Origin of the sequence: Pseudomonas laurentiana, assembly GCF_014648275.1 — a bacterium.
In the GTDB taxonomy this organism is placed as follows: domain Bacteria; phylum Pseudomonadota; class Gammaproteobacteria; order Pseudomonadales; family Pseudomonadaceae; genus Aquipseudomonas; species Aquipseudomonas laurentiana.
Window position 1 is genome coordinate 40,657 of sequence record NZ_BMQU01000003.1, and the last position, 14,075, is coordinate 54,731.

General features: G+C 60.9%; 13 protein-coding genes. 6 read left to right on the forward strand and 7 right to left on the reverse strand.

The features are described from left to right. The first annotated feature begins 2 nt into the window (after nt 1-2). From IE038_RS03845 to folK, 3 genes are all read left to right on the forward strand, one after another. On the forward strand, nt 3-1,322 hold the full coding sequence (locus IE038_RS03845; RefSeq protein ID WP_163938861.1) for an ammonium transporter: 1,320 nt from the start codon (nt 3-5) through the stop codon (nt 1,320-1,322). 11 nt (nt 1,323-1,333) lie between these two features. Next, nucleotides 1,334-1,672 carry a P-II family nitrogen regulator gene (locus IE038_RS03850; RefSeq protein WP_163938863.1) on the forward strand — a complete coding sequence of 113 codons (339 nt, stop codon included), beginning with the start codon at nt 1,334-1,336 and terminating at the stop codon, nt 1,670-1,672. Between the two features lie 89 nt (nt 1,673-1,761). Further along, entirely contained in the window at nt 1,762-2,298 is a 537-nt protein-coding gene (gene folK / locus IE038_RS03855) for a 2-amino-4-hydroxy-6-hydroxymethyldihydropteridine diphosphokinase (RefSeq protein ID WP_189395173.1), read from the forward strand. A 106-nt stretch (nt 2,299-2,404) separates the two neighbouring features. Here folK and purU read toward each other — a convergent pair whose 3' ends face one another. From purU to IE038_RS03880, 5 genes are all read right to left on the reverse strand, one after another. Continuing rightward, nucleotides 2,405-3,259 (reverse strand): formyltetrahydrofolate deformylase, encoded by an 855-nt coding sequence (gene purU / locus IE038_RS03860; RefSeq protein WP_163938866.1) that lies wholly within the window; start codon nt 3,257-3,259, stop codon nt 2,405-2,407. A 70-nt stretch (nt 3,260-3,329) separates the two neighbouring features. Further along, a complete protein-coding gene (locus IE038_RS03865; protein WP_163938868.1) occupies nt 3,330-4,460 on the reverse strand; it encodes an aminomethyl transferase family protein in 1,131 nt (376 codons plus the stop codon). 33 nt (nt 4,461-4,493) lie between these two features. Next, nucleotides 4,494-5,510, reverse strand: a complete 1,017-nt coding sequence (locus IE038_RS03870; RefSeq protein ID WP_189395174.1) for a heme-dependent oxidative N-demethylase family protein — start codon at nt 5,508-5,510, stop codon at nt 4,494-4,496. Nucleotides 5,511-5,530: 20 nt separating this feature from the next. After that, nucleotides 5,531-6,469 (reverse strand): PDR/VanB family oxidoreductase, encoded by a 939-nt coding sequence (locus IE038_RS03875; protein WP_163938870.1) that lies wholly within the window; start codon nt 6,467-6,469, stop codon nt 5,531-5,533. After that, complete coding sequence (locus IE038_RS03880) at nt 6,466-7,014, reverse strand: dimethylamine monooxygenase subunit DmmA family protein (RefSeq protein ID WP_163938872.1); 549 nt, start codon at nt 7,012-7,014, stop codon at nt 6,466-6,468. The genes IE038_RS03875 and IE038_RS03880 overlap by 4 nt, the downstream gene beginning before the upstream one ends. 362 nt (nt 7,015-7,376) lie before the next feature. On the opposite strand from IE038_RS03880, the gene IE038_RS03885 reads away from it, so the two are divergent. Genes IE038_RS03885 through IE038_RS03895 form a run of 3 tightly spaced genes read left to right on the forward strand, consistent with a single transcriptional unit; the run spans nt 7,377 to nt 9,767 of the window. After that, nucleotides 7,377-8,357 carry an ATP-binding protein gene (locus tag IE038_RS03885; RefSeq protein ID WP_189395175.1) on the forward strand — a complete coding sequence of 327 codons (981 nt, stop codon included), beginning with the start codon at nt 7,377-7,379 and terminating at the stop codon, nt 8,355-8,357. Beyond that, a complete protein-coding gene (locus IE038_RS03890) occupies nt 8,354-9,040 on the forward strand; it encodes a response regulator (protein WP_189395176.1) in 687 nt (228 codons plus the stop codon). Before IE038_RS03885 ends, IE038_RS03890 begins: the two co-directional genes overlap by 4 nt. Next, on the forward strand, nt 9,027-9,767 hold the full coding sequence (locus IE038_RS03895) for a PAS domain-containing protein (protein ID WP_163938876.1): 741 nt from the start codon (nt 9,027-9,029) through the stop codon (nt 9,765-9,767). Before IE038_RS03890 ends, IE038_RS03895 begins: the two co-directional genes overlap by 14 nt. Before the next feature lie 54 nt (nt 9,768-9,821). Here IE038_RS03895 and IE038_RS03900 read toward each other — a convergent pair whose 3' ends face one another. Beyond that, nucleotides 9,822-12,164, reverse strand: coding sequence for a trimethylamine N-oxide demethylase (locus IE038_RS03900; protein WP_163938878.1), 2,343 nt, complete (start codon nt 12,162-12,164; stop codon nt 9,822-9,824). Nucleotides 12,165-12,198: 34 nt separating this feature from the next. Beyond that, nucleotides 12,199-13,566 carry a trimethylamine monooxygenase gene (locus IE038_RS03905; protein WP_189395177.1) on the reverse strand — a complete coding sequence of 456 codons (1,368 nt, stop codon included), beginning with the start codon at nt 13,564-13,566 and terminating at the stop codon, nt 12,199-12,201. Between the last annotated feature and the right edge of the window lie 509 nt (nt 13,567-14,075).

Here is a 14,075-nt window from a genome sequence, read left to right on the forward strand (position 1 = left end):
ACATGAACGGTTCTTTCAGAGGTGGCCGATTGGCGGCGGTCGCTGCGCTCACGTCCGGGGCGCTTCCTACATGGGCTGCGGATCAGCCGCCTGCGCTGAATAGCGGTGATACCGCCTTTGTGGCGACGTGCGCGTTGGTGGTGTTGTTGATGACCTTGCCTGGCCTTGCGTTGTTCTATGGCGGGTTGGCACGTAGCAAGAATGTGCTCTCGATTCTGATGCAAGTGTTTTCAGTCGCATCATTGATGTCAGTTCTGTTTGCGATTTACGGCTATTCCCTGACGTTCACCTCGGGTGGCGAATGGCAAGCGATCATCGGCGGGCTTGATAAACTGTTTCTCAAGGGCGTAGGCCCGGACTCACTTCAAGGCACCATTCCCGAGCTGTTGTACTTCCTGTTCATGCTCCTGTTCGCAGCCATTACCCCGGCCATCATCTGCGGCGGGTTCGCTGAGCGGATGAAGTTTTCGGCGGTCATGGTGTTCATGGCTATCTGGTTGACGATCAATTACCTCCCCATGGCGCATATGGCCTGGGGCGGTGGCTGGGTGTTCAACCTGGGGGTTCAGGACTTCGCCGGCGGTAACGTGGTGCACGTCAATGTCGGTATTGCGTCGCTGATCGGCGCCTTCCTGCTGGGGCGTCGTCGCGGCTACGGAACCTCGGCACTGGCGCCGCATAACATGACCATGACCATGACCGGTGGCTCAATGCTGTGGGTCGGCTGGCTGGGTTTCTGCGGCGGTTGTGCATTGGTGGCCAATGGTTTTGCCATGCTGGTGATGGTCAACACCATGCTCGCCAGCGCGGCCGGGGCATTGGCGTGGTTGTTCGTCGAGTGGAAGCATCGCGGCAAGCCCAGCATGTTGGGCGCGTTGTCCGGGGCGATTGCCGGCCTTGTCGCGATCACCCCGGCCTGCGGTTTCGTCGGCCCGATGGGTTCTATCCTGCTGGGCTTCATCGTTGCGCCGATCTGCCTGTGGGCCGTGGAAAAACTCAAGCCGATCCTGGGGCTGGATGACGCATTCGATGTGTTTGGCGTGCATGGTGTTGGCGGCATTGTCGGCGGTTTGCTGACCCCGGTGTTCGCCATGACCTCGCTGGGCGGGCTGGGTTTCAGTGGGGATCGCGGCGTGCTGGATCAGCTGTGGGTCAATGGCGGTGTCTTGGCGTTCAGCATTCTGTTCTCGGCGGTGTCGAGCTATATCGCCTTCAAGGTGGCCGCCGTGCTATGCCGTGGCCTTCGTGTCGACGAAGAGCATGAAGTAGACGGTCTGGACCTCTCTTCTCACGGCGAAGTGGGCTACAAGTACTCGAATTAAGGAGCGCACTCATGAAAGTGATCACTGCGATCATCAGGCCTTTCAAGCTCGACGATGTACGTGAGGCCTTGGCTGAAGTGGGCGTGACAGGGCTGACGGTGACCGAGGTCAAGGGCTTCGGTCGGCAGAAGGGGCATTCCGAAATCTATCGGGGCGCTGAATACGTTGTCGACCTGATCCCCAAGATCAAGCTTGAAGCGATTGTCACCGATGCGCTGTGCGAGGCGGCGCTGGAGTCCATCATCAACGCTGCACGCACGGGCAAGATCGGTGATGGCAAGCTGTTTGTCACCGACGCGTCGGAGGTTGTCCGGATCCGCACCGCCGAGGTGGGCGCCGACGCGGTCTGAGTATCGAGGGTGGGCGAAAGGGGCGACCTGTGCATGCAGGTCGCCCCTTTGCATCACGGTTGATGGTTGGTGTTTTTCAGGATGTTGTTATGACCGCTCTACAGCGTCGCACCTTCGGGTTCACTGACATCCAGGTCCATGACGTCTACCTGGGCCTGGGTAGCAACCTGCGCAGGCAGTGGCATTTGAGTCAGGCGTGCATCGCGTTACGGACGTCACTGGGGCCATTGCGTTGTTCTTCGGTCTTTGAAAGCCGTGCGGTCGGGCTGTCGGCACCGCCATTTTTCAATATGGTCGTGCAGGCACAAACCAGCCGCTCCCTGGCCTCCCTGGTTGCTGAACTGAAGGCGCTGGAGGTGCGTTTCGGTCGCTGCCGGGAGACACCGGAACAGGTCAGCCTGGATATTGATCTGTTGATGTATGGCGATCAGGTCGGACAGTTCGGCGACCTTGAGTTGCCACGGCCGGAGATTCTGGAGCAGGCCTTCGTGCTTAAACCCCTGGCCCAGCTTGCGCCAACCTCCCGGCATCCGCGCAATGGGCAGACGTTCAGCGAGCTGTGGAACGGCTTTGCGGTAAATGCCCCGCTGACGGCGGTTGAGTTGAGCTTGCCGTCGCTGGGTTGAGGTAGCGGTGGTGGTGCAGGTGGTGCAGGTGGGTCAGCGGCTGCGCAGGGTCCACCGACATTTCTGCCGGTGGACCGCGTCTCTGGCAAGCGCTGGCGAGTTGGACTCAGCTGAAGATAACGGTCTTGTCGCCGTTGATGAACACCCGATGTTGCAAGTGGTATTTCAGTGCTTTCGAGAGTGCGATGGTCTCGGTATCCCGGCCGATAGCCACCAACTGATCGGCCTGGTGGGCGTGGTCAACACGCTGCACTTCCTGTTCGATGATCGGGCCTTCGTCGAGGTCGCTGGTCACGTAGTGGGCGGTGGCGCCGATCAGTTTAACGCCACGGGCGTAGGCCTGGTGGTAGGGTTTGGCGCCCTTGAAACCGGGCAGGAAGGAGTGGTGGATGTTGATTGCGCGGCCAGACAGCTTGCGGCAGAGGTCGTCAGAAAGAATTTGCATGTAGCGCGCAAGCACCACCAGATCGGTTCCAGTGTCCTCGAGGATTTTTATCAGTTCGGCTTCCTGCTGGGCCTTGTTGTCCTTGTTCACCGGCAGGTAGACGAAGCGGATACCTTCGCGTTCGGCCATGTGCCGCAGGTCGAGGTGGTTGGAGACAACGGCGGTGATCTCCATGTCGAGCTCGCCTTTGTGATGACGGTACAGTAGGTCCACGAGACAGTGGTCGAACTTGCTGACCATGATCAGTACTTTCGGCGGCTGGCTGGAGGAAAACAGTTCCCACTGCATATCCAGGGGGATGGCCACGTCAACGAACCCGCTGCGAACCCGGTCGATGTCGGGTTCGCAGCCGTCGTTGAAGCGGAATACTGCGCGCATGAAAAAGCGCGAGGTGACCTCGTCGTCGAATTGCGCGAGTTCGCTGATGTAGCACTGCTGGTTCGCAAGGAAGGTGGTGACGGCGGCGACGATACCCGAGCGTGCCGGGCAACTGATGTTCAAGACGAACTGGTTCATGGCGGGGTGATCCAATGAGGGGAATGGGTGACAGCACACGGGGCGCGCGAGTGCGGCCCCGTGTGTCGGGTTAGCCCTTGGCGGTACGTTTTTTCTTTTCGGGGTCGTCGAACGGCATTTCATGGGCGATGGCGCTGGCTTCCAGGCTGCCTTTGACCCGCAGGGGTGTGCCATGCACGGCGCTGGCGGTGTCCATCCGGGCGATGGCCAGGGAGCGTTTTGTCAGGCGTGAGTACATGGGGCAGGTGATGACGCCGACCTGTTTGCCGTCCTGCCACAAGGTATCCCCAGGTTCGGCGGCCAGTGGGGCGTCTATCAGTACGCCGAAGATCTTGAAGCGCTCCTGACCTTGCAGGCGGTAGTGCTCGTGGGCACCGCGAAAGTCCTGCTTGCCTGGTGATACGGTGAAGTCCAGGCCCAGCTCCCAGAGCGTGTCCCCGGCTTTTTCCTGCGCAAACGGGTACATCTCGGAGTTGTCATAGGGGAAGAACAGCAGATAGCTTTCGGTGCGCAGCCAGTCCAGGGCGAGGAACGCACAGGGGACGATGCCCAGGGCGCGGCCTTTCTCCAGAATGGTGTCCCAGATCGAGGGGGCATCGGCGGCCTTGCAGAAAATTTCGTAGCCCCGCTCGCCGGTGTAGCCTGTGCGCGAGATCATCACCGGGTGGCCGAAGAGCGTGGTCTGGACATGGTGGAAGTAGGGCAGGTCGCGGATGCCCGGCACGTGTTCGGCAAGAAACTCCACGGCCAAGGGGCCTTGCAGCGAGAGGTCGTGGAGGTCGTCGTCGAACAGCACGGCGACCTGCCGGCCTGCCGCTTGGCGAACCAGCATCTCATGGCCGTTACCTGCCCCGTGCACGACCATGAAGGCGTTCGGGCCCGTGCGGTAGATCACGCAGTCATCGGCGAACTTTCCGTCTTCGTTGAGCATGCAGGCATACACCGACTTGCCCGGGTAGACCTTGCTGATATCCCGAGTGGTGGCGTAGCTGAGCAGGCTTTCGGCATGAGGCCCGACGTAGTGGACTTTTTTCAGCCCCGAGACATCCATCAGGCCCGCCTTGGTGCGGATCGCCTCGTGATGGTCGGCCAGGTCCGAGCTGTAGGTCCAGGCGGTGCCCATGCCGTTCCAGTCTTCGAGCGTGGAGCCCAGGGCCAGGTGTCGGTCGCGCAGTGCGCTGATGCGCCATGAATGAGCCATTGATCGTTTCCTTATAACCGGTCGTTGAGAGAGTCAGGCGTGTGGGTCGAATTGGCTGAGCCATGCCAGCAGCGGCTGGCGGTAGCGGGTCATGCCCTTGTAGTCGGCGATGGGGTCGGGCAAGTCGCGCAGCACCCGATGCAGGCGCGTGGCCCAGACCGGGTTGGTGACGAGTTCGTTGAGGCTGATCAGGTAGGTGCGGATGCTGAACATCAGCCCGTTGCTGCGCGGCAGGCGCGCCATGAATTGCAGCTCGACCCGCAGATGCACCAGGGCGCCGGCGTTTTCTGCGGTGACGGTACTGCGGTCGTGGCCCCATTCGTGGAAGGTTTCCGGCGAGGTGTCCATGCGCGGATTGATCGTCAGTGTCCAGTTCAAGCGGCGTACCGGCTTGTCCACTTGAATGTTCAGCAGGTATTTCAGGGCCCGGTCAAACACGCCCAGTTCATGCGCCATGGGCACTGGGGTGTGCCATTGCTTGAAGCTCATGCCGGCGTCGAAGGCCAGTGACCAGTCCGCCGGGCTTGTGACCATGCCAGCATCCATGAACAGGTCGTTGTCGCGCTGGTCGAGCAGGGCGATATCCCCCTGGACCTGGCGGGTAATGAACTCCAGTGGTTCGCAGGGCAGTGTGCCGGGATCACCAAAGGTGAAGTGCTGGTCGATACCCAGAACGTGGTTCCGCCAATGCCATTGGTCACCCGCGCGGGTGAGGCTGAACAGTGCCGGGTAGTCGTTGCTCAGGTGCTCCATGAACATCTGCAGCGCGTCCCACGACGCCGTCTGCATGTGTGGCATGACCAGATAGCGTCGCGGGTCTTGCTCCAAGACCCGCGCCCGCTCGGCCATCTCGGAGCGGTAGTGCTCGTCAATGTCGAACCAGTGCTCGAACACCGAGCCCGGATCGCGCGATGTGGCCGGCTCGATGTTGACCGAGTACCTGTACTGGTCTTCTGGAAATGGGAACGGAAAGCGTGCGATCGCGTGGGCACTGTTGCTGAAGGTGAAGTCGTCGCGATAGGTCTCGACGGGTTTGAGGATCAGGGTCATGGCCAGGCTCCAGGCAAAAGTCAGAGGTCGAGCACCAGCGAGCTGCCGCAGCCGCGGGACACACACGGCATCAGGCGGTCAGCGCGCTCGTTAGCGGCAAGGAAGTGGTCGCGGTGGGTTACATCGCCCTTCACGTAGCGGGTTACGCATTGCCCGCACACCCCGCCACGGCAGAGGTTGGGGATCTCGACAGCGTTGGCCTCCAGGGCTTCGAGCAGGCTTTGGTCAGCACCAACCTCGATACGGCGCCCGCTCTGTGCCAATTCAACGCTGAACGGTAGGCCGGGTTCGGCGCTGCTGAAGGCTTCCCAGTGAATGCGTCCGTCCGGCCAGCCCAAGGCACTGGCTTGTTCCCGGACGCTGGCCAGCAGTCGCTGTGGCCCGCAGATGTACAGGTGGCTGCCCAGCGGTTGGTTGCTCAGGATCGGCGCCAGGTTCAGTGGTCGCTCCAGGCTGTCGTAGGCATGCAGCCTGTCGCCCAGGCGCTCGGCCAGCGGTTGCACATAGGCATCGGTGAGGCCGCTGCGATAGGCGTAGTGCAGCTCGAATGAGGCGCCTTCGCGCAACAGGTGCTCGCTGTAGGCCAGGAACGGCGTGATGCCGATACCCCCGGCGATCAGGATGTGATGGCGACCCAGGGTGTGAATGGGGAACAGGTTGGCCGGGCGAGAGAGGTTCAGCACGTCACCCACCTTGAGGTTTTCGTGCAGGTACCTCGAGCCGCCGCGCGAGTGCTCCTGCAAGCGCACGGCAATGCGATAGGCCGTGCGGTCTGCCGGGGCGTTCAGCAGGGAATAGGCATTGCGCAGGGTGCGTTGTGCCAGCGGAATATGCACCTGGACATGACTGCCCGCCGAGTAAGCGGGCAGGGCGGTGTCGACCGGTTCAAAGGTGATCTCGCGAATCACCGGGGTAATGTTGAGGGCGGCGTGTACGCGTACCTGGATAACGTCGTTCATGCTGGCAGCCCCGAGTACGGTGCGTCTGCATTCCGGCAGACCCCCAGGTAGGCACCCAAGCGTCGTGAGAAATGCTCACGCACTTCCAGTGCCACAGCGCAGGCCGGGCATTTCACTGCGTCGGCCAGCGGGTGGCTGTGCACGTTGGCGCAATGCACGCAGTAAACAAGGCGTTGCATGGCGTCGGTTGGGCTGCACAGGCTGATTTCCTCGTTCGACAAACCGTGCGCGGTGGCCTGTGCATGGATCGTCCAGAGGAAGGCTTCGCTGCCAAGGACATGCAGCTGTACACCGACATGCAGGCCTGCAAACCACTGCGCCAGGACCTGCAGCAGGCGCTGCAGCGACGGGGTATCCGAGGCGCCCAGAACCAGGCTGTCGACCCGTGGGGTTTGCGCCAGGCGGCTGACCAGTGCCTGGGTGCGCGGCAGGTCACTGCCGTCGCTGATCACAAGGTGGCACCGGGCATCGGGATTGATCGCCATGGGCGGGTAGTAAGGGACGCTTTTGAATGGAGCATGGGGGCTTGCCGTTGAGTTAGCCATGTGCGCTCTCTGCTGTGTGGATCACCCTGGCAAGCCTGAAGGACTGGCCAGGCGGGATAGGCTCATCAGTGGCAGGGTCAAGTCGTCAGGTTGCGTGCAACGCTTTGATGCAATCGAGGCCTTCAGGCCTTCTGTTGGTGCGCGCTGTATTGCCTCGGGCAGCGCCTGCGCCCTACGCGGACAGGGCAGGGCGTGCTTTCCTGTTGGTGGATATAGTTTCCTACAGGGAATTACCTGGCAATTCGCTCATTGGGAGTACCTCTTAAGGGGTAGCGCAAAGAGGTACGGAACTTGCTCGTTGATTCACCCTGCAATGACGCCACTGTCGGCATGCAGGAGGAGGGTCTTTGACGGATTGTCCAATGAGCGAGTACTCGGCTATCGACCAGAAGGCGTTGGCGTTACTGCAAACCGAATTGCTGTTTGCCATGCTGGGGGAAGAGGACGTCAATCGGGTGCTCGAGGGCTTTGTTGCTCAGGTCTCCAACCTGCTTGTGGGTGCGAGCCTGCACCTCGACCTGCACATGCCGGCAGCACCTGAAGACGAACTGGCGGTCAGCGTTCACGTGCCCGGCCAAGAGGGGCATGGACGGCTGACGATGAGTGCTGCGAAGGTTGCTCCCGAGGGTGCGCGGACGCTGCTGCTGGAGCTTGCCCGCTTTATTGAGCGCGTATTGCAGCACGCGTTCAAAGGCTCCCAGCTATCGCCCAACAGCCGAGCAGTGCCGCAGTCGATGATTGCCCGGGAGTTGCACGATGGGGTCGCCCAGGAGCTGGCCTATTTGTCATTGCAGACCGCTCGGTTGCAGCGCCGTATTCAGCAGCCGGACAAGGCGCTGGCTATCGTCGAGGTGCTCAAAGGCGGGCTGTCGAGGCTACAGCGGCAAGTCCGCGAGCTGATCAGTGAAGCGCGCTTGACCATGAACGGTAAAACCCTGCGCGAGTCTCTCGGTGAATCCGTCGAGGAGCTCTCACGGCGCAGCAGTATGGTGTTTCACCTGGATAATCGATTACCCGATGGCCTGTTGTCTGGCGACGTCGAGCTGCAACTGCTACAGATCGTTCGTGAGGCACTGGTCAACGCGCTGCGCCATGCGCGGGCGCGCAATGTCTGGATCAGCCTGGTCCGTGACACGGCTGCAGGGGTGTTGATGCAGGTCGAGGACGACGGCATCGGGCTGCAACCGGCTTCACGTGAAGTGGGGCATTTTGGCATTTCCATCATGCAGGAACGGGCGGCGCTGATCGGCGCCGGGTTTGAGGTCGGGGCACGCCAGGGTGGAGGTACGCGCCTGGCGCTGGTGCTCCCAGCGGACGGATTTTCCATGAGGAGTCACCCATGAATCACACATCGATCGTCTTGATTGATGACCATCCCTTGTTCCGCCGTGGGCTTTCGGAAATGTTCGCCGACAGTGGCGACCATGAAGTGGTCGGGCAGGCGGCGGAAGGGTTGCTGGGAATCGACCTGGTGCTGGGGCTCAAGCCCGATTGCGTCTTGCTCGACCTGCACATGCCAGGCATGACGGGTTTGCAAGTGCTTGAGGAATTGAACCGACTCAAGTGTGAGTGTCAGGTGATCGTGCTGACGGCCTCGCTTGACCGGGTGGAACTGGTCACCGCGTTACGCCTCGGGGCCCAGGGCTTCCTGCTCAAGGACACCGATCCCGAGGTGCTGCTCGACTATGTCCGCTGTTGTGGCCGAGGCTCGGCGGTGCTTAATGAGAGCTTGGTGGCATTGCTCGCTGATGCTCCCGGCGCGGCGGTCAGCGATGCGGCAAGCACCGCCCATGGCCAGTTCGCGGGCCTCACCGAGCGGGAGAAGCAAACCCTCAACCTGCTTGCCCATGGTTTGAGCAACAAACTTATTGCCCGTGACCTGCGGATCAGCGAAGGGACGGTGAAGGTGTACGTCAAGAACCTGATGCGCAAGTTGCAGATGCGCTCGCGCCTTGAGTTGGCGGCCTGGGTTCACCAGAACTGTGCCACCCAGCTTGTCGGAGGGAGGACGAATGCCGTTCACTGAGCTCGCGAGCCTGGCCAACCTGCTGGATGACTTTCCTGTCGCCCTGGTGGTACTCGATGGCGAGGCACGGATCATCGGGCACAACACCCACTGGTCACAGCGCATGACACCCACGGTCGGAGACCTGCTCAGCGATGCGGTGCACCATGAAGACCAAGGGCTGTGGCAGGCTTTCATCGCCCGTTGGAAAACACCTGATCCTGCACCGCAAGCCCTTGAACTGCGGCTGATTGATCAGGGCAACGGGTTGCTCTGGTGTGAGGTGTCTTGCCGGTTCAAGGCCGGGTGTGCGCTGTTGTCGCTCCAGGACCGCACCTCTCGGCGTCAGCAGGAATTTCAACTGCGGGCCAGCCACCGCAGTGCCAGCGATTTGTTACACAACCTGCCGTTCATGATTTATCGCGGCCGGATCAACCGTGAGTGGACGATGGAGTTTGTCAGTCGAGGCTGTGAGCAACTGACCGGTTTCAGCGCCGAGGCGATCGAGGACCGAGAGGCCGGCGGCTATGGTCGGTTGATCTTGCCAGAGTACGCTGACTACATCTGGTATGGCGTCCAAACCGCATTGCTCCGGCGCGAACCCTATTCGCTGACGTATCAGATCCGCTGCGCCAACGGTACGGTCAAGTGGGTTCAGGAAGAGGGGACGGGCATTTTCACCGATGGCGGCGAGGTGCTGGGTATTGAAGGGGCGATCTTTGAGGTGCGGGCAGTCGCCGCTGGCTGACCAGCGGCGATGGGTTCTTGTGGTGTCGGCCTGTGTTCCGCTTGGCGTGCGGGGTCAGGCGCGCACGCGGCTTTTGTCCGGGTCATAGAAGATCGGTGCACAGACCGTGGCGTCGATGCGTTTTTGCACACCATCGACTTTGCCCACTTGCAGCGCCTGCCCCAGCTCCGCGTAAGCCACATCCAGGCGGCACAGGGCAATGTTGCTCGCCAGCAATGGCGAGCGACAGGCGCTGGTGATGACCCCGACCTGCGCCCGTCCGTGGTACACGCCATCGCCATGATGGGCCACTTCATTGCCTTGGAGTGTCAGCCCGACCAGCTTGTGCGTGGGGTGCGCACTGCGCCGCAGCAAGGCCTCACGGCCAATAAAGTCATCGGTCTTGCTCTTGAGTGGCACACTGAAGCCGATCCCGGCCTCGAACGGATCGGTCTGGTCGTTGAACTCGTAGCCAGCAAATATCAGCCCGGCCTCGATGCGCAACATGTCCAGGGCTTCCAGCCCCAACGGCACGATCCCCAAGGGTTGGCCCAATGCCCAGATACGGTCCCAGACCTGTTCCGCATCCTGCGGGGCGCACCATACCTCGTAGCCCAGTTCGCCGGTGTAGCCGGTACGGGAAACCATGACCGGGCAACCGTCGAAACCGTCCAGGCGTCCGACCAGAAAGCGGAACCAGCCCAGCGCGTCCAACCCTGGTTGTGTGGCCGGGGTCCAGATCATCTGTTTAAGCAGCGCTCGGCTCAGCGGGCCCTGCACCGACAGGTTGTGGATCTTCTCGCTGGCCGACTTGATCCAGACTTTCATGCCGAGCTTTTCGGCCTGCTCACGTAGCCATACCCCGGCGTACTCTTCGCCGCAGATCCAGCGGAAGTTGTCCGGGCCAAGGCGCAGTAATGTGCCGTCGTCGAGCATGCCGCCATGTTCATGGCACATGGCCGAGTAGACCACTTGGCCGACGGCCAGGCGCCTGACGTCACGGGTCAGGCAGTACTGCAGCAACGCCTCGGCATCGGGGCCCAGAATCTCGAATTTGCGCAGGGCAGTCAGGTCCATGACGGCAACACGCTCACGGCAACCGTAGTACTCGTCGATTGCGCCAAAACCATCGAAGCGCAGCGGCAGCCAACAGTTGCGGTAATTGGTAAAGCTGCCGGTCAAGGCGCTGGTGCGGGAGTGGAATGCTGTTTCTTGGGTCAGCACCGGGTCGGCATCCGCCGTTTTTCGATTGGCCATGGCGATAGAGAATCGTTCCTTGTCGGCGTAGACACGAATATGGATATCGGTCGGGTTCCAGCCGTTGGCCGGGTCGATGTCATCGGGGCAGGAGGAACTGGCACAGATCAGGTCGTTCATTGCCCGCATCAGCACGTAGTCACCCGGCCGCGACCAGGGTTCATCCATGACCATCTGTTGATGGGCGTCGATGGCCGTGTTGAAGAAGAAGTTGATCGCCGGCCAGCCGCTGCGAGCCTGAACACCATGGGCCTGCAGGGCACGGCTGAGGTTGTCGCTGCAGTTGTCATGGGCAAAATAGCCATGGCTTTCGTAATAGCGTGCGGTGCAGGCCAGGGCAAAGGCGTCGTGACGGCCGACGGTGTCGCGCACCACCTCGAGCATGGGGCGCATCTGCCGGTCGAAGAACTTGCTGAACAATCCAGGTGCGGGATAGGCGTTGCCGTTCAGGGTGCGAGTAACGGTCTGGTCAAGGTCGAACTCAAGGCCCTTGTCCAGGTCTCGTCGGTTCAGGGCAACGAAGTCCGAGGACTGGCGCCCGGCGACATCGATGACCTGAATGTATTGCCCCTTGCCCACGGTGTAGCTGCGGGCGCTGCCGGCAGGCAAGGTGAACTCGTCCACCAGGTCGGCCAGGGGTTCTGGCAGCGTGGGTACATGGACCACGGATGGATTGGCGCGATGCAGCCGTATCCGCAGTTCACTGGGCGTTTGCTGGGCGTCCACTGACGTTGCGTGAGCGGGCGCGGCAATGATCAGCAGCAGTGGCTCACTGAGGGTGAACTGGCGACTGTAGCCCGCAGCCGAATCAAAGCTCCAGAGCATCCCAGCGCCCGGCAGGCGCTGGGTGTCGAAGCCACGTTTGGTGAGCGCCTGCAGTATGCGCATGACCTGTCGGCTGTTGCCTGCCAGCGTTTGCTGGATAAAACCGCAGCCGCTGCCAGCGAGCAAACCCAGGCCCGCCAGAGCCGGGTTGGCCCTGGCGCTGAAGGCCATGACTTCACACGGTTGGAGGCCCTCCACATCAGTAATCTGCAGGGTATCGCCGGGGTCCAGCTCGACCAGTGTCAGGCCGCCGCCGTTGACCCGGTAGTGCTCGGTTGCCGGTGTCCGGGTGAACAGGCCGGGTTCCCATGGTCGTGAAATACGGGGTGCGTGCATGCCGCTTCTCCTCTGTCCTGAGTCCCTGGGCGGCTTAGCTGGCGGATTTGACGCTAACGTGTGGCGCGTTGAGGTAGGCCTCCATTGAGTCATCCAGCGCCTCAAGCCACGGCGTATGGTGGGGCGGTGACTGCGTGCCGGTCATCAGTGAGCGATAGGATTTATCACGGTAGCCCATGATGTTCGTCGCTTTATCGTGCTTCCAGTGCAGGAAGGTTTCGTTCACAGCAGGGATGTTGAAGCTCGGGTAGTCCGTTGCATCCACCAGTTGCTGGATGTACGCCCCCTGGTATTCGAACATTTGCTGGTTGGTTTGCAGCTCGGCTTCGCGTGCTTGCCATTGCAGGCAGTCGGCGTTGCGGGTGGCAGCGTCGGGCAGGGCGATACGCCCCAGGATCACGTCGCGGGCATACCAGGCTTGAGCATCAAACATGTTGAAGGAGTACCACTGGTCCTGCATGCCGAGGTAGATCAGCTTCGGGTTGGGTTCCCAGAAAATGCCCTTGTAGAGGTTGCGCGGCCAAAGGCGGTTGTCGGTCTTCAAACACAGCGATTCGGGCAGGAACGGGAAATGGTGTTTGTACCCCGTGCACAGAATCACCGCGTCGATCGGTTTGCTGGTGCCGTCGATAAAATAGGCCCGGTCGTTCTCAAGGCGTTGCAGCAGAGGTTTTTCTTCCCAGTTTGCTGGCCACTTGTAGCCCATGGGTGCCGTACGATAACAACTGGTGATACTGCGGGCGCCATACTTGTAGCACTGCGAGCCGATGTCCTCGGCAGAGTAGCTGCTACCGACAATCAAGAGATTCTTGTCTTTGAATTCCAGTGCTTCGCGGAAGTCATGGGCATGCAGAATACGCCCGGCAAAATGTTCAAAGCCTGGGAAGTACGGGACTATTGGCGTCGAGAAGTGCCCGCAGGCATTGATCACGTAATCAAATTCTTCCAGGGTCTCGGTGTCGTTCTTGTAGTCATGGGCCAGAACAGAGAAACGCTGGGTGTGTTCATCGAAGGTGACCTGACGCACCACCGTGTTGAAGCGGATGTAATCGCGCACACCGGCTTTCTCGACGCGGCCCTTGATGTAGTCCCAGAGCACTTCACGGGGTGGGTAAGAGGCGATTGGCCGACCAAAATGCTCTTCAAAGGTGTAGTCGGCAAACTCCAGGCACTCTTTCGGCCCGTTCGACCAGAGGTAGCGGTACATGCTGCCGTGGACCGGTTCGCCGTTTTCATCCAGACCGGTGCGCCAGGTGTAGTTCCACATGCCGCCCCAGTCTTGTTGCTTTTCGAAGCAGACCAGTTCGGGAATGGCAGCGCCTTTGTCCCGAGCCGATTGGAACGCTCGAAGTTGTGCCATGCCGCAAGGGCCTGCACCAATAATTGCAACGCGTGAGTTCATGGGTATGCCTCTTAGTCCGAATTGACATCAGCGTGTTCCGCATCAGCGATGCGATAATTCCTGCCTGGAAAAATACTTGCCCAAAAGGAATTTCCGCTCAATCCGGAAAAAGAGGTACGTCTAAAGAGGTAGCCCGCTAGAAACCGCAGGCGGTATACCCACAAAGAGGTATCTGCCTGGCGCGAAGCCCCTTGTTATAGTCCGGCAGGCGTTTGCTCACCCAAGCACTCGCCAGAACAATGTAGGGGTCGTGTTCGCTGTCAGGAGAAGTCGCCATGTGGTTCAGACATTCCGCAACCGCGCTGGCCGTCGACCTTACCCGGGTGATGAATTGCCTGTTGGTCGAACAGCAGACCGATATCAATCAGCTCTCGGGGTTGAAGCGCCAACCTGAGTTGCTCGCAACCTTTCAACAGTTGAGCGAGCAATGGCACGCTCACCTGCAGTCGCAGCGTCAGGCTGCCATGCTGCCTGCTGCACCCTGCAGCGCCGAGGACTATCAGCGCTTG